The organism is Bradyrhizobium jicamae (assembly GCF_018130215.1).
Taxonomy (GTDB): Bacteria; Pseudomonadota; Alphaproteobacteria; order Rhizobiales; family Xanthobacteraceae; genus Bradyrhizobium; species Bradyrhizobium jicamae_A.
In genome coordinates this window covers 25510-39514 of record NZ_JAFCKQ010000002.1, presented here as the reverse complement: position 1 = coordinate 39514, position 14005 = coordinate 25510, and the positions used below count along the sequence as shown (strand labels likewise).

Below are 14005 nucleotides of genomic sequence, written 5' to 3'. Positions count from 1 at the left end.
TGATCGACGTCATCAGTCATGATCTCCCGCCAACGCGCCGAACAGGATCACGGCCGCCGTTGTTGCGCCTTCAGCATGCGCAAGCTGCTCGGCAAGCTCGGTGATCGTCGCGCGGAACAGCCGCTCATCGGATCGTCCCAAAGATTCCGCGAGCAGCGCAGGCGTGTCCGGAGCAAGGCCGTGCTCGATCAACCGTGCAGCCAGGGCCGGAAACGTGCGCCTGCCCATATAGACCACGGTCGTCGCGTCGGGATCGGCTAGCGCCGCCCAGTTCAGGTTTGATGGCAACTCGCCGGTGACGTCGGCGCCGGTTACGAACTGGACCCGGCGCGAGGTGTGGCGCCGGGTCAATGGAATGCCGGCCTTCGCCGCCGCGGCACACGCGGACGTCACACCGGGAATGATCTCATAGGCGATGTCGGCCGCGCGAAGCGTCTCGATCTCCTCCTCGAGGCGGCCGAAGATCCCGGCATCGCCCGATTTCAGTCGCACCACGCGCGCACCCGTCGCCGCATAGTCAACCAGCAACCGATTGACGTGCTGCTGCTTGGTCGAGGGACGGCCCGCGCGCTTGCCGACCGCGACGAGATTGGCGCCGGGATTGGCCAGGTCGAGCATCGCACCGGAGGCCAGATCGTCGTAGAGCACGACGTCGGCCTCGCGCAGCCGTGTAGCCCCTTTCAGCGTCAGGAGCTCGGGATCGCCGGGGCCGGCGGAGATGAAGGAGACGAAGCCGCTCACCGATCCTCCGCAATCAGGTGAAAAAATGTGCCGGTGGTGTTATCGCGCCGCGAGCCGGTCTCTGCAACCGCCGCACCGGTCGCGTCGCGAACGACGGCCAGCGGAGTATCCGGCTGCACGATGATCGTGGAATAGTGGAATTCATGGCCGCGAAGGCGTGTGCCGGCCGGATATCCCGGCACCGGCGCTGCAAGCTCGGCGAGCCGGTAGCCCAGATGCATCCGGCGCTTGGCAAAGCTCGTCTCGAGGCCGAGCAGTCCCACCATCTCATGCCGCGCGCCATCGGCATCGGTCAACGCCGTGCCCAGCACCATGTATCCTCCGCATTCGCCATGCACCGGTCGGGTCTCGGCGAAGCTGCACAGCGCGCTGCGAAACCGCGTATTCGCGGCAAGCCGGCCGGCATGCAGTTCGGGGTAGCCGCCCGGCAGCCAGCACACGTCGGCGCCGGCATTGGGCACTTCATCGGCGAGCGGCGAGAAGATTGAGATCTCGGCGCCCGCGGCGTGCCAGGCTTCGAGCATATGGGGATAGACGAACGAGAATGCCGCGTCACGCGCGAGCGCGATGCGCTGGCCGGGCGGATTGGCGCGAAGTCCGCGCGCGGACGATGGCGGCGACCACGGGCTCGCCGATCGCAGCACCGCGTCGAGATCGACATGATCTCTGACGAAGCGCGCGGCCTCGCCGATCAGGCCTGCGATCTCCGTCTGCTCTTCCGCCTGCACTAGTCCGAGATGCCGCTTCGGCAGACTGATCTCGGCGTGGCGCGGCAGCGCACCGAGCACGGCGATGCCGGCGTCCGCCATGGCGCGACGCACCAGATCCTCATGCCGCGGGCTGGCAACACGGTTGAGCACGACGCCCGCAAGGCGGACGCCCGCGCGAAAATCGCGAAGGCCCGCGGCGACGGCGGCTGCCGTCTGCGCCTGCCCGGAGGGATCGAGCACCAGCAGCACGGGCCAGCCCGTCATCGCGGCGATATCGGCTGTCGCGCCCGTGCCCGACACGCCGCGCATGGCAACGCCGTCAAACAGACCCATCGAACCTTCCGCAAGCACGAGATCGGCATCCGCACCGCGAGCGACCAGGCGCTCGATCGTCGCGCGGTCCATGGCCCAGCTGTCGACATTGACGGAAGCGCGTCCCGTGGCGGCGGCGTGAAAGGCGGGATCGATATAATCGGGCCCGCTCTTGAAGCACTGGACGGTCAATCCGCTGTCGCGATAGGCGCGCGCCAGCGCCAGCGTCAGTGTCGTCTTGCCGGCGCCCGAGGCCGGCGCTGATATGACAAGGCCCGCGCTCATCACGAGGCATCCGGAAAGCGCGGCGCCGGCCCGACCGGCCGATAGCGGCGGTCATAGTCGGCGGCGTAGAGACGACTGTCGGCAAACTCCTCCGAGCCGAGCGTCCGGCCGACCAGGATCAGCGCAGTACGCTCGGGTTCGGTACCGGCGGCAGCATCGAGGGTGGCAAGCGTTGCGCGCAGGATGCGCTGGTCCGGCCAGCTCGCGCGCCAGACGATCGCGACTGGACAGTCTGCGCCATAATGCGGCGCAAGTTCAGCGACGACCTTGTCCAGCAGATGGATCGACAGATGGATAGCGAGCACCGCGCCGGTGGCGGCGAAGGCCGCAAGCTGCTCGCCATCCGGCACTGCGCTGGCCCGACCCGGCGTCCGCGTCAGCACGACAGTCTGCGCAAGACCGGGCAATGTAAGCTCGGCTTCGAGCGCCGCGGCCGCGGCCGCGAAGGCCGGCACGCCGGGCGTGACGCTATAGGGAATCCCGAGCGCACGCAGCCGCCGCAACTGCTCACCCATCGCCGACCAGATCGAGAGATCACCGGAATGCAGCCGCGCGACATCCTTGCCCTCGGCATGCGCGGCAGCGATCTCGGCGACGATTGCATCGAGCGACAATGGCGCAGTGTTGACGATGCGCGCGCCCGGCGGGCAATGCGCCAACACGCCCCCAGGCACCAGCGAGCCGGCATAGAGGCACACCGGACTGGCCGCGATCAGATCGCGGCCGCGCAGGGTGAGCAAATCCGCGGCGCCCGGGCCGGCGCCAATGAAATGCACGGTCATTCGCCGTCTCCTTCCGCGATCGCGGCGGTCGCCATCCGATCCTGCGACACGGCGCGCCTCGAGACCAGTCGTGCATGACGGCCGGCGGCTGCGAGTGCGGCCGCTTCGGCGACCGACCCCGTACCGAACTTCGCCTGGACGAGAGTGGACCGGGTCGGCGTCACGATGCCTGCCAATGCTTCGCGGGGAACAACCTTGATCGGCACGTTGCACTCGCGTGCCAGGAGCTTCAGCGCCGCCGTATCGGCCCGGTCGCTGATGGTTGCGACAGCCGCGAGCCCTTCGGATCCCCCGGCCGAGACCAGCGCCTCGCGTAGCGAGTCGAGCGTAACGTCGCGCCTGAATCCGAGGCCGGCGACCCTCATTTGCTCACGCTCCATTGCACGACCGGCCGTGCCGCCTCCCAGGATCGGTAGCGGCCCAGCGCGCCCGAATGCGCGATCTCGACCCGCATCAGGTCTCCGCCATGACGCTGCTGCAACCCTGCGAGCAGCGCTTCGGTCTCCAGCGTTACGGCATGCGCAACCAGCCGCACGCCTTGCGCGCTCCGCGACCAGACCGCATCGAACAGCGCAGCGTCCATGCCGCCGCCGATGAACACGGCATCCGGTGTCTCCAGACCTGCGAGGGCATCCGGCGCGCCCCCCGCGACGACGGTGATGCAATGCGACATCCCGAACGCTGCGATGTTGCTGCGGATATTCGCAACGCGATCCTCGCTCGCCTCAATGGCGATTGCCGTCCCTCCGCACAAGGCCCATTCGATGGAGATCGAGCCGGAGCCCGCACCGATGTCCCACAATCGCTCGCCCGGTCGCGGCGCGAGGGCCGAGAGCGCGAGCGCGCGCATCGGCCGCTTGGTGATCTGGCCGTCATGCGCGAAGAGATCGTCGGCAAGGCCTGAGCTGCGTGCGATACCTTGCGATCCCCTCGCCTCGAAAGCCACGGCGATCAGGCGCTCGTTCGGCAGAGCAACGAAGCTGTCCGCGCGATGTTGCCTGACGATTTCGTGCGGGCCGCCGAGTGCCGCGAGGGCCCATAGTGGCGAGGCACCCCAGCCGCGGTCAGTCAGCCATTTCGCAAGGTCGCCGGCCGCGTTGCCGTCGCGGACCAGGCAGATGACTTGCGCACCTCGCGCGAGGTGCGGCACAAGGCGCTCGAAAGGCGCGGCATGAAGTCCGAGACAAATGACGTTTTCGAGGCGCCAGCCCAATCGTGCTGCGACGAATGAAAATGTCGATGGTGCGGAATGCGCGACCCACTCGTCGGCCTGCAGTTGCTCGGCAAGGCTTCCGCCGACGCCGTGCCAGAACGGATCGCCCGAGGCCAGCACCGCAGTGGGCCGGCCGCGGCAGGTCAGCACGCTCTGCGCGTCGAATGGCACGGGCCACGGACGGCCGCGACCGGTCACGCCTGCAAGCGCGAGATGCCGCTCGCCGCCGAACACGGTTTCGGCCTCGGCAAGTGCCTTTCGGCTTGCCTCGGAGAGGCCGGCAAGGCCATCTTCGCCGATACCGATGATCGTCAGCCAGGGATCAGCCATGACGCGCGCCCTCATTCTGGGCGGAACGGCGGACGCCAATTTGCTCGCCGGCGCGATCGCGCGCGCGGGAATAGATGCGGTCTATTCCTACGGAGGCCGCACCCGCATCCCTGCGGACCAACCGCTGCCGACGCGCATCGGCGGCTTCGGTGGACCTGTTGGCCTCGCCGACTTCATCCGCTCCGAGCGAATCACCCATGTGGTCGACGCGACCCATCCCTTTGCAGCCGAGATGAGCCGCAATGCGGTGACGGCCTGTGCCGTCACGGGAACGCCGCTGATCGCGCTCGAGCGAGCGCCGTGGGATGGGACTGAGGGTGATCACTGGACCGAGGTCGCGGATATCGCCTCGGCGGTCGCCGCATTGCCCGAGACCCCTGCCCGCGTGTTTCTTGCGATCGGGCGCCAGCATATCGCTCCATTCGGCACCAGACCGCAGCATGCCTATACGTTGAGGTTTGTCGATCCGCCCGACGGTGCGCTGCCCTTCGCCGCAGACGTTCTCGTCTCGCGCGGCCCGTTCACGCTCGACGGCGAGTTGGAGATGATGCGGTCGCGCGGCATCGAATGGATCGTCGCCCGCAATTCCGGCGGCAGCGGCGCGCGCGCCAAGATTGACGCGGCGCGGGAACTCGGTATTCCCGTGATCATGCTCACGCGGCCCGCGCTGCCGGATCGGCCGCGGGTTGAAAGGGTGGCTGATGTCATGCGATGGCTCGGTCATCGCGCGTGCCTCGGGGCATAGACCCAACGTCCAACGCGGCGCGTCGCCGAATTGCCGACGATCACCAGGGTCCGCATGTCGGCCATTTCAGGTGTCGCATCGTTCAGCCGCACCGTCTCGATCCGTTCGTCGGGCGCACTGACCGCCCGCGCGAATACCACGAGGCGCTCGCCACAGCCGGCCTCCCTCAACACCGCAAGCGTGCGCTCGAAACCCTCCGGCCGGCTGGCCGAGCGCGGATTGTACATCGCGATCGCGAAGTCGGCTTCGGCGGCAAGCCGCAAACGCTTCTCGATCATCGGCCACGGCTTGAGATTGTCGGAGAGATTGATCGCGCAAAAATCGTGGCCGAGCGGTGCTCCGGCTCGGGCCGCCGCAGCCAGCATCGCCGTTACTCCGGGCAGCACCCGGATCGAAAGATCCTGCCATTGCGGAGCCGCTTCAAGCGCCTCGAACACCGCCGAGGCCATCGCGAACACGCCGGGATCGCCGGAGGACACCACGACGACGTGACGTCCTTCCGCGGCGAGCCGCAGCGCGTCGCCTGCTCGCTGCAGCTCCACGCGATTGTCCGACGGGTGCAGCGTGAGCCCGTCGCGCGGCTGCACGCGGGTGACATAAGGTGCGTAGCCTACGATATCGGTCGCGGCGGCGAGCGCGGCGGACACCTCGGGCGTCACCAGCGCGCCGTCCCCCGGCCCAAGTCCCGCGACGGTCAGCGAGCCCGTCATTCGGCCGACTCCAGGCGCCGTCCCCGACCGTGCACCAGCACGATCGCAAAGTAGGGATAGTCGGATTTGTCGACGTCGATCAGCCGGGTGACGCGTTCACCCGGCATGGTGCCGCGCTCGACCAGCCACGCATCGGCGAGCCGGCCGGCGGACGCAAGCGCGCGACGGACCTTCGCCAGATTTCGCCCCGTCTTCATGACGACCAGCGCATCGGAATTGCGCATGCGCCGCTCCAGTTCGTCTTCCGCGAGCGTGCCCATCAGCACCGTCGTGACGTCGTCGCCGAGCGCGATCGGCTGGCCGACCGAATTCCAGCAGCCCACCATGCCGGGAATGCCGGCGATCACGTCGATCTCGACCCGCCCCTGCAGGCGGGCATACAGATGCATGAACGATCCATAGAAGTAGGGATCGCCCTCGCAGAGTACGACGACGTCGACGGCGCGCGAGAGCCGCGCCAGCCGCTCCGCCCACTCATCATAGAATCCGGAAAGCAGGCGGACATATTTGGGATCGTCGAAGGCGATCTCCGTGGTCACGGGATATTCCATCGGATATTCGCTGACGTCGGCCGCGAGCATGCCGTCGACGATGCGCCGCGCCTGGCCCGGCCGGCCCTTCTTGCGGAAATAGGCCACATGCCTCGCCGCGCGCACCTCGCGATCGGCGCGCACACTCATCAGATCCGGATCGCCTGGCCCGAGGCCGCAGCAGATGATGCGCCCCATCTCACTCGCTCCGGCTGGCCAGCGCGTTGACGGCGGCCACTGTTATCGCCGAGCCGCCGAGGCGTCCCTCGACCGTCAGCGCCGGCGCCGGCGGATCGGCCATCAACGCGGCCTTGGATTCAGCCGCGCCGACAAAGCCGACCGGGCAGCCGATGATCGCCGCCGGCTTCGGACAATCGTTGTCCTCCAGCATGTTGAGAAGATGAAACAGTGCCGTCGGCGCATTGCCGATGGCGACAACGGCGCCCTTGAGGTGCGGACGCCAGAGCTCGAGCGCCGCGGCGGAGCGGGTGTTGGCCATCGATTGTGCAAGCCCGGGCACGGAGGGATCGCCGAGCGTGCAGATGACGGCATTGCCGGCAGGAAGCCGGTTGCGCGTTATTCCCTCCGACACCATGCGTGCATCGCACAGGATCGGTGCACCGTCCCGCAGCGCGGCCCGTGCCGCACGCGCCATGCCCCGCGTGAAGCGGACATGCGCTTCGAGCCCCACCATGCCCGCCGCGTGGATCATGCGCACGACCACCGGCTCCTCCTCTGGCGAGAAGCGCGCGAGATCTGCTTCGTCACGAATGGTGGCAAAGGATTGACGATAGATCGCCGCGCCGTCGGTCTCATAGCTGTAGGGCATCAGCGCCCTCCCGGCAGAAGGGAAGGCATTGCGACGAGGTCGGCGCCACTCAATCCGCGCCGGACAGGTACGTCCCGCGTCGAGCCGTTCCGGATCAGGTCAAATCCATCACGGGTCGCAACGAGCGTGACCGGCGCCGCACCGGAATGGGCGCAGCCCTTGGCACAGCCGGAGATGTGGAGGCGCATATCGGTGTCAATGTGCGGAGCGAGCGTGGCCGCCAGCTTACGCGTGTCGGCGAGTGCCTCGCGGCACCGCGGAGCACCGCTGCAGGCGATCACGCGAAGCGCCGGGTCATCGGCGTCGGTGATGAGGTCCGCCTCGCGCGGCATCTCGCGCTGATCCTCGACCAGCATCATCCGCCAGGGTGTCATGCGCAGCGCCGGCGCGTGCGCGGCGAGACGGCTGAGCGCGGAATAGGGCAGCTGTCCGAATGCAACGCCGACCATCGCACCGTGAGGAGAAAGGCCGGGACGCGCTGCCCGCGCCATCGGCGCCGGCTCGGCATCGCCGCGCAGTGTCCGGGGTAATCCTGCGCCGGCCCCGATATGAGCTGCCATGCGCCCTCGCCCGGCACCTCCGGAGGCAACGAACCATTGGGCCAGTGCGAGCGCGATGCCGACGGTCTCGGTTCGCGCGACCCGGCGGCCGAACTCCGCCCTATCCGCGCGCACGATCAGTTCATCCGCGACATCGCGCTCGATGCGGATGTCGGCCGATGCATCGGCCAGTACGCGCTTTTTGCCGTCATCGACGGCAAAGCCGAACTTGGTCGGAAGATCGAGATCAACGGCGGCGAGCGCGCGCTCGAGCTCGGCGGCTAGCGAACGGGTCTCGTCGTCAGGCTCCCAAAACGGGGTCACCAGAATGTTGCGCCGCGATTCGGTTGCCGAATCCTGGTCGAGCAATCCGAGTTGCGCCAGCCCGTCGAGCAGGGGCTGATATCTCTCGTCCGTGACGCCCCTGACCTGGAGATTGGCCCGGCTGGTCAGATCGATCAGGCCGTTGCCGTAGCGCCCGGCCAATTCCGCAAGCCCCGCCGCCTGCTCCGCATCGAGCCGTCCGCCAAAGGGGCGGACGCGGACCACCAGCCCGTCGCCCGACTGCATCGGTCGGAAGGCGCCTGGGCACCAGCCCTTGATCGCGACCGCCATCATGACGCCTCCCGGAGGGCGGCCGCGATCGAATTGCGACGGGTTTTCCAGAGCGAGGCCTCATGCAGGCGGTTGAAGCAGGTCTCCATCGCCGCAAGCGCCGCCGGGTTCTCTCGCGCCATGAACGTCCGAACATCATCGCTGCCGAGAGTCGCGTCAAAATAGCGATCGAACAGATGCGACGGTACTGCGTCGGCGAGGTGCGCGAAGGCCGCCATATGCTCGAGCGTCGCGGTGATCTCCGCCGCGCCACGAAAGCCGTGGCGCATCATGCCGGCGATCCAGGCCGGATTGGCGGCTCGCGCATGCACGACGCGCGAGATCTCCTCGGTCAGGGAGCGCGCGCGTGGCTGGTCGGGCCGCGTGGCGTCGAGATGGTAGAGCGACGGAGCCGGCGCGCCCAGCCCTGCCGCGGCCGCTGCCACACCCGCCTCGTGCGCGGCATAGTCTGCGGCGAGCAACAGGTCCGTTTCGGGAATATCCTGGACATGCACGAAGGCATCAGCTGCGGCGAGCCGCGCCTCGATGCCCGCGCGGTCGGATCGAATTTCGCCATCCGATGCGAACGCCCAGGACGATGCGGACAGCCAGGCCTCGCCGGCCGCTTCGCGTGACTCCGGTGTGAACACGTCCGGGGCCGATGCGATGCCGACGCCATATTGCCCCGGGCGCGGACCGAACACGCGTGCTGCGCGAAGGCGGTAGGGGTTGTCTTCGCCCTCACCGTCGCGCTCCGACAGCGCCTCGCTCGCCGCTTCGAACAATTGCGCCAGCCCTGCGAAGACGTCGCGGAACAGGCCCGACACGCGAAGCGTGACGTCGATGCGGGGACGGCCGAGCTCCGCTGTTGCTACGATGTCGTAACCCACGACACGACCGGATCCGTGATCCCAGCGCGGCGCCAGCCCCGCAAGATGCAGGGCCATCGCAAACTCCTCGCCGGCCGTGCGCATGGTCGCGGAGCCCCATAGATCGACCACGAGCCCCTTCGGCCAGTCGCCATGCTCCTGGAGATGACGACGCAGCAATTCCTCCGCGAGCCTGACGCCCTGGGCATGCGCCGACGGCGTGGGCACCGCGCGCGGATCGACCGCGAACAGATTGCGTCCGGTCGGCAGCACGTCGCGGCGTCCGCGATAGGGCGAGCCCGCAGGACCAGGCGCAACGCGCCTGCCGGCGAGCGCATCGAGAAGCGCGCCCGTCTCCGCCTCGCCGCACGCGCCGCGGCCGAATACATGCAGGCCGTCGCCGAACTGGCTTTCCTTGAGATCGCAGACGAAGCGATCGATGCGCGTGATGGCTTCGCCCGGCGCGGCGGAGGCGGCAAGACCGAGATCATCCTCGAGGCCCGCGCTGCGTGCTTCGTCGCGGATCGCGCCGATCAGCCGCTGCCGCCGCGCGGGATCAAGCCCATCGGCCGTTGAATATTCGTCGAGCAGGCGTTCGAGCCGGTGCAGCGTCTCGGGCAATGCGACCTTGGCCAGCGGCGGCGGCAGGTGGCCCAGCGTCACCGCGCCGATGCGCCGCTTGGCCTGCGCGGCCTCGCCCGGATCGTTGACGATGAACGGATAGATCACCGGCAAATCCCCGATCAGCGCCTCCGGCCAGCAGGCGGATGACAGCGCCACGGACTTGCCCGGGAGCCATTCCAGCGTCCCATGCGCGCCCATGTGGACGACGGCATCCATGCCCTGGCGCCTCAGCCAGAGATGGAACGCGACATAGGCGTGGCGGGGCGTGCGCGAGAGATCGTGATATTCGGCGTCCCGAATGCCGACATCGCCGCGTTCGGGCTGGACGGCGACGATGGATTTGCCGCTCCGGATCGCTGCAAAGCAAAACGCGCCGTCGCGGCAGCTCGGATCATCCTCCGGCGCACCCCAGGCAAGCGCAAGGTCGTCCTGCAGTTCCACGGGAAGCGTCGCCAGCGCTTCACGATAATCGGCGACGCTCCAGGTCAGTCGCTGGGACAGCAGCAAGTCGCCGAGACCGCCACTCGCCTCGACATCGAAGCCCGCGGCGTCGAGATCGGATAGCAGCGCTTCGACCGACGCGAGTGCGTCGAGACCGACGGCATGCGCGATCTGGTGCGGGCGGCCAGGATAGTTCGAGAGCACGATCGCCAGCTGCTTCTGATCTGCGGGCGTGATCGCAAGCCTGTGCCAGGACGCGACGCGACTGACGACTGCGTTCACGCGCTCCTCGTCAGCTCTGTGCGCAAGATGCGCGAATTGCAGATCAGCATCGCGCTCGGCCGCCGACTTGAAGCTGACCACGCCGGCAAACAGGCGACCGTCGACCTCGGGCAGCACCACGTGCATCGCGAGATCACCCGGCGACAGGCCGCGCATCGACACCGCCCAATCGTCGCGCCGCGCCGTCGACAGCGCGACCTGGAATACCGGACAGGACGCGGCATCGAGCGGCGTCACTCCGTCGTCGCCGACTGCGGAGAATGCCGTCGCATTGACGATGACGGCCGGAGCGCACTCCGCAAAACGCGCCCTCAACCATTCCGCTGCACCTGCTGCCTTCAGCGAGGTGACGAACATGCCATGCGCGTCAAATCCCTTGAGCCGCAGCGCCCTGATCAGGGCATCGACCGGGCCAGTGTCTGCAGCAGCGAGGTAGGATCGGTAAAAGGTGACCAGCGCGTGCGGCCGGTCGCCCGGGGTGGGCGGTGCCGTGACAACTCCGCGATCGGGATCGTAGAACCCGAATTCGGGAATGTCCGTCTCGCCAACGACCGGCCCCGCATAAAGGCCCGACGCCAGCGCCAGCTGGGCAATCGCAGCCTGTGCCGCAATCGGGCCGCCCTTGTCGCAGAGCACCTTCAGACGCCTGAGCGTCGAGACAGGCAAAGTCGAGAACGCATCCAGTCGCTCGTCGTCACGGCCGTCCGCCGGCAGCACCGCCAGCGCGATGGCGCGATCCTTCGCCAGCCGATGCAGCGCCGACAATCCGTAAGCCCAGTAGGACTCGCCGCCGATCAGGCGAACCAGAATGCCGCGCGCCTGCGACAGGGTGCGCTCGACATAGGTGTCGACCGACAGGGGATGGCGCAGCTCGGCGAGATTGGCGAGCCGCAGCGACGGCAGGGCCGCGCGCCCGCGCCTCCAGCCGGAGGCGAACGCGGCGAGATCGCTGTCCGAGAACGAGAGCACCACGAGATCGGCCGGGTCCTGGCCGATGTCCCTTGGTGTCGCAGTCTCTTCAAGACCGCGGCTCTCGCGAAAGACAACGTGCATCAGACACCGAGTCCTGCCCTGATCGCGGCCTCATCGATATCGCCATGCTCGCCGATCACGACCAGCTTCGATTGCCGTGTCCGCGCACCCCAGGGCTGATCGAACTGATGCCGCACCCGTTCACCGACCGATTGCAAGAGCAGCCGCATCGGCTTGCCATTGACGGCGATGTAGCCCTTGGCGCGCAGCACCTTCTGCTCGCGCGCCAGCCGCTGCACCGACGCAACCAGTGCGTCGACATCCGCGACCTCCGGCAGGTCGATCACCACGGAGGCGAAATCATTGTGTTCATGCTCGTCCTCGCCGTCATGATGCGACGGCCGCGCGGCGAGATCATCCTCCGCGGCCGCCTCGAGACCGAGGATCACGCGCGCGTCCACCGCACCGTCGGTGACGGGAAGCATCGGTACCCGGCGCGGCATCTCGGCCGCGATCGCGACCTTGGCGGCCTCGAGCCCTGCCGAGCCGGCAAGGTCCGCCTTGGTGAGCAGCACGATGTCGGCGCAGGCGATCTGGTCCTCGAACACCTCCGACAGCGGCGTCTCGTGATCGAGACTGTCGTCCGCCGCCCGCTGCGCATCGACAGCAACCGGATCGGGCGCGAAGCGCCCGGCCGCGACAGCTTCCGCATCGGCCAGCGCGATCACGCCATCGACCGTGATCCGTGAACGGATCTCGGGCCAGTCAAAGGCCTTGAGCAGCGGCTTCGGCAGTGCCAGCCCCGACGTCTCGATCAGGATATGGTCGGGCCTCACGCGACGCGCGAGCAACTGCTCCATCGCCGGAATGAAATCGTCGGCCACCGTGCAGCAGATGCAGCCATTGGCGAGCTCGACGATGTTCTCCTCCGGACAATTGGCATCGGCGCAGGACTTCAGGATCTCGCCATCGACACCTTCGCTGCCGAACTCATTGACGAGCACCGCGAGCTTCTTGCCGTTGGCGTTGGAGATCAAATGCCGGATCAGCGTCGTCTTGCCCGATCCGAGAAACCCCGTGACGACCGTGACCGGGACTTTTGCGAGCGTATTCATTCAGCGGCCTCCGGCACGACAGGAATAGGGGGAATGCGGGCAAGCGATTGCTTGCGGAAGATCTCGGGCCGGCTGCGCCAGGGCACGATGCCGTCAGGTGCCGCCGCGTAGGCTGTCGCACCGGCAATCACGTCGCGCGCGTTGGCTTCCGACAGGCGGCCATAGACGTAGGACCACCGGCCCGCCGCGCTGAGCGCGACCGAGCAGCCTTGATTGCAGGCCGACAGGCATTCGACCGGAACCAGGTTGACGCTATCGGGCACGCCGGCGTCGCGGATGGCGGCGTGCAACCGCGCACCGGGCGTGGTCTCGCCCTCTTCCAGCGTTTGGCCCGCACGGCAGGTAATACAGACGTGAAGTGTGACGGTCATCGCCCTTCCAGGATAGACAGCGGGAGGCGATGAGGCGCACGAACCCGTGAGAAGCGAGCCCGTTTCCCCGTCGCGGAACACCCCGTCCGCCGGTCTTGACATCGCGCTGGCAGGTCTCCCGGCTTGCGGAGCAGGGTTTTCCCTTCGATCCCCGCCTTCCCGATCCCTTTCGGGACCAGTGGCTTCGGGCATCTCTCCGGTCACGGTCGCGGGGGCGGCTGCTTTTCGGGCCCAAATCTCGCGATTTGTGCCCTATCGCATTCCCTCTTCGCCTGTCGTAGGACAGGAACCAACGCCGGGCCACCATTTGCTCTGGCCTGCAACTTGTCAAGCCAAAGGACGCGCCAGATGACCGCCGAACGGGATGCCGCAGACAGCGAGAACGTCGTCATTTCCGAGCTTTCGTCCGATGCGCGCCACGCCGAGAAAATGGCAAAAAAGAAAGCCGCGCGCGATCGGATCATGGCGACCAAGAGCGGCGAGAAGGGGCTCATCATCGTCCACACCGGCGCCGGCAAGGGAAAATCATCCTCCGCCTTCGGCATGATCGTCCGCTGTGTCGCGCACGGCTTTCCCTGCGCGGTGGTACAGTTCATCAAGGGCGCATGGGATACCGGCGAGCGGCGCCTGCTCACCGCGCATTTCGGCGACCTCTGCCAGTTCCACGCGATGGGCGAAGGCTTCACCTGGGAAACCCAGGACCGCGCCCGCGACGTGGCCGCCGCCCGCGCCGGCTGGGAAAAGGCCAAGGAGCTGATCGCCGATCCCGCCTTGCGCATGGTGGTGCTCGACGAGATCAACATCGCCCTTCGCTACGACTATCTCGACATCACCGAAGTGGTCGACTTCCTGACATCAGCGAAGCCTCCGATGACGCATGTCGTCCTGACCGGGCGCAACGCCAAGGAGGAGTTGATCGAGATCGCCGATCTCGTCACCGAGATGACGCTGGTGAAGCATCCGTTCCGCTCCGGTATCAAGGCGCAGCCTGGCGTCGAGTTCTGATCCGGC

Annotated in this window: 14 protein-coding genes and 1 riboswitch; of the genes, 2 read left to right on the top strand and 12 right to left on the bottom strand. The window is 67.6% G+C overall.

The genetic code is table 11. The annotated features are described in order from the left end of the window. Positions 1-12 precede the first annotated feature (12 nt). From cobA to cbiT, 5 genes are read right to left on the bottom strand one after another with little or no spacing between them, the layout of a single operon-like run. The gene (gene cobA, locus JQ586_RS03230) at positions 13-741 is read right to left on the bottom strand and encodes a uroporphyrinogen-III C-methyltransferase (RefSeq protein ID WP_212393055.1); all 729 of its coding nucleotides are present in this window, start codon (positions 739-741) and stop codon (positions 13-15) included. Next, positions 738-2048 (bottom strand): cobyrinate a,c-diamide synthase, encoded by a 1311-nt coding sequence (locus JQ586_RS03225; RefSeq protein ID WP_212393054.1) that lies wholly within the window; start codon positions 2046-2048, stop codon positions 738-740. The genes cobA and JQ586_RS03225 overlap by 4 nt, the downstream gene beginning before the upstream one ends. After that, complete coding sequence (gene cobM / locus JQ586_RS03220) at positions 2048-2830, bottom strand: precorrin-4 C(11)-methyltransferase (protein ID WP_212393053.1); 783 nt, start codon at positions 2828-2830, stop codon at positions 2048-2050. The genes JQ586_RS03225 and cobM overlap by 1 nt, the downstream gene beginning before the upstream one ends. After that, positions 2827-3195 (bottom strand): cobalamin biosynthesis protein, encoded by a 369-nt coding sequence (locus JQ586_RS03215; protein ID WP_212393052.1) that lies wholly within the window; start codon positions 3193-3195, stop codon positions 2827-2829. Before JQ586_RS03215 ends, cobM begins: the two co-directional genes overlap by 4 nt. After that, complete coding sequence (gene cbiT / locus JQ586_RS03210; RefSeq protein WP_212393051.1) at positions 3192-4373, bottom strand: precorrin-6Y C5,15-methyltransferase (decarboxylating) subunit CbiT; 1182 nt, start codon at positions 4371-4373, stop codon at positions 3192-3194. Before cbiT ends, JQ586_RS03215 begins: the two co-directional genes overlap by 4 nt. On the opposite strand from cbiT, the gene JQ586_RS03205 reads away from it, so the two are divergent. After that, positions 4372-5118 (top strand): cobalt-precorrin-6A reductase, encoded by a 747-nt coding sequence (locus JQ586_RS03205; protein WP_212393050.1) that lies wholly within the window; start codon positions 4372-4374, stop codon positions 5116-5118. The genes cbiT and JQ586_RS03205 overlap by 2 nt on opposite strands. Here the strand turns inward: JQ586_RS03205 and cobJ are convergent. Genes cobJ through JQ586_RS03170 form a run of 7 tightly spaced genes read right to left on the bottom strand, consistent with a single transcriptional unit; the run spans position 5094 to position 12994 of the window. Beyond that, entirely contained in the window at positions 5094-5828 is a 735-nt protein-coding gene (cobJ, locus tag JQ586_RS03200) for a precorrin-3B C(17)-methyltransferase (RefSeq protein WP_212393049.1), read from the bottom strand. The two genes, JQ586_RS03205 and cobJ, sit on opposite strands and share 25 nt — an antisense overlap. Beyond that, the gene (locus JQ586_RS03195; RefSeq protein WP_212393048.1) at positions 5825-6556 is read right to left on the bottom strand and encodes a precorrin-2 C(20)-methyltransferase; all 732 of its coding nucleotides are present in this window, start codon (positions 6554-6556) and stop codon (positions 5825-5827) included. Before JQ586_RS03195 ends, cobJ begins: the two co-directional genes overlap by 4 nt. 1 nt (position 6557) lies before the next feature. Further along, positions 6558-7187 (bottom strand): precorrin-8X methylmutase, encoded by a 630-nt coding sequence (locus JQ586_RS03190; RefSeq protein ID WP_212393047.1) that lies wholly within the window; start codon positions 7185-7187, stop codon positions 6558-6560. Next, positions 7187-8344 carry a precorrin-3B synthase gene (gene cobG / locus JQ586_RS03185; protein ID WP_212393046.1) on the bottom strand — a complete coding sequence of 386 codons (1158 nt, stop codon included), beginning with the start codon at positions 8342-8344 and terminating at the stop codon, positions 7187-7189. The genes JQ586_RS03190 and cobG overlap by 1 nt, the downstream gene beginning before the upstream one ends. Continuing rightward, on the bottom strand, positions 8341-11589 hold the full coding sequence (gene cobN, locus JQ586_RS03180) for a cobaltochelatase subunit CobN (protein ID WP_212393045.1): 3249 nt from the start codon (positions 11587-11589) through the stop codon (positions 8341-8343). Before cobN ends, cobG begins: the two co-directional genes overlap by 4 nt. After that, on the bottom strand, positions 11589-12623 hold the full coding sequence (cobW, locus tag JQ586_RS03175) for a cobalamin biosynthesis protein CobW (RefSeq protein ID WP_212393044.1): 1035 nt from the start codon (positions 12621-12623) through the stop codon (positions 11589-11591). The genes cobN and cobW overlap by 1 nt, the downstream gene beginning before the upstream one ends. Continuing rightward, complete coding sequence (locus JQ586_RS03170; protein WP_212393043.1) at positions 12620-12994, bottom strand: DUF1636 domain-containing protein; 375 nt, start codon at positions 12992-12994, stop codon at positions 12620-12622. The genes cobW and JQ586_RS03170 overlap by 4 nt, the downstream gene beginning before the upstream one ends. A 90-nt stretch (positions 12995-13084) precedes the next feature. Then, positions 13085-13303, bottom strand: a riboswitch (cobalamin riboswitch). A gap of 39 nt (positions 13304-13342) precedes the next feature. Here JQ586_RS03170 and cobO point away from each other — a divergent pair. Further along, positions 13343-13999: a cob(I)yrinic acid a,c-diamide adenosyltransferase gene (gene cobO, locus JQ586_RS03165; RefSeq protein WP_212393042.1), complete on the top strand. Its 657-nt coding sequence runs from the start codon at positions 13343-13345 to the stop codon at positions 13997-13999. Positions 14000-14005 lie beyond the last annotated feature (6 nt).

Excerpts from the sequence above, each read along its gene's own strand:
- JQ586_RS03225 (WP_212393054.1), bottom strand. The coding sequence starts at position 2,048 with ATGAGCGCGGGCCTTGTCATATCAGCGCCGGCCTCGGGCGCCGGCAAG.
- cobM (WP_212393053.1), bottom strand. The coding sequence starts at position 2,830 with ATGACCGTGCATTTCATTGGCGCCGGCCCGGGCGCCGCGGATTTGCTC.
- JQ586_RS03215 (WP_212393052.1), bottom strand. The coding sequence starts at position 3,195 with ATGAGGGTCGCCGGCCTCGGATTCAGGCGCGACGTTACGCTCGACTCG.
- JQ586_RS03205 (WP_212393050.1), top strand. The coding sequence starts at position 4,372 with ATGACGCGCGCCCTCATTCTGGGCGGAACGGCGGACGCCAATTTGCTC.
- cbiT (WP_212393051.1), bottom strand. The coding sequence starts at position 4,373 with ATGGCTGATCCCTGGCTGACGATCATCGGTATCGGCGAAGATGGCCTT.
- cobJ (WP_212393049.1), bottom strand. The coding sequence starts at position 5,828 with ATGACGGGCTCGCTGACCGTCGCGGGACTTGGGCCGGGGGACGGCGCG.
- JQ586_RS03195 (WP_212393048.1), bottom strand. The coding sequence starts at position 6,556 with ATGGGGCGCATCATCTGCTGCGGCCTCGGGCCAGGCGATCCGGATCTG.
- JQ586_RS03190 (WP_212393047.1), bottom strand. The coding sequence starts at position 7,187 with ATGCCCTACAGCTATGAGACCGACGGCGCGGCGATCTATCGTCAATCC.
- cobG (WP_212393046.1), bottom strand. The coding sequence starts at position 8,344 with ATGATGGCGGTCGCGATCAAGGGCTGGTGCCCAGGCGCCTTCCGACCG.
- cobN (WP_212393045.1), bottom strand. The coding sequence starts at position 11,589 with ATGCACGTTGTCTTTCGCGAGAGCCGCGGTCTTGAAGAGACTGCGACA.
- cobW (WP_212393044.1), bottom strand. The coding sequence starts at position 12,623 with ATGAATACGCTCGCAAAAGTCCCGGTCACGGTCGTCACGGGGTTTCTC.
- JQ586_RS03170 (WP_212393043.1), bottom strand. The coding sequence starts at position 12,994 with ATGACCGTCACACTTCACGTCTGTATTACCTGCCGTGCGGGCCAAACG.
- cobO (WP_212393042.1), top strand. The coding sequence starts at position 13,343 with ATGACCGCCGAACGGGATGCCGCAGACAGCGAGAACGTCGTCATTTCC.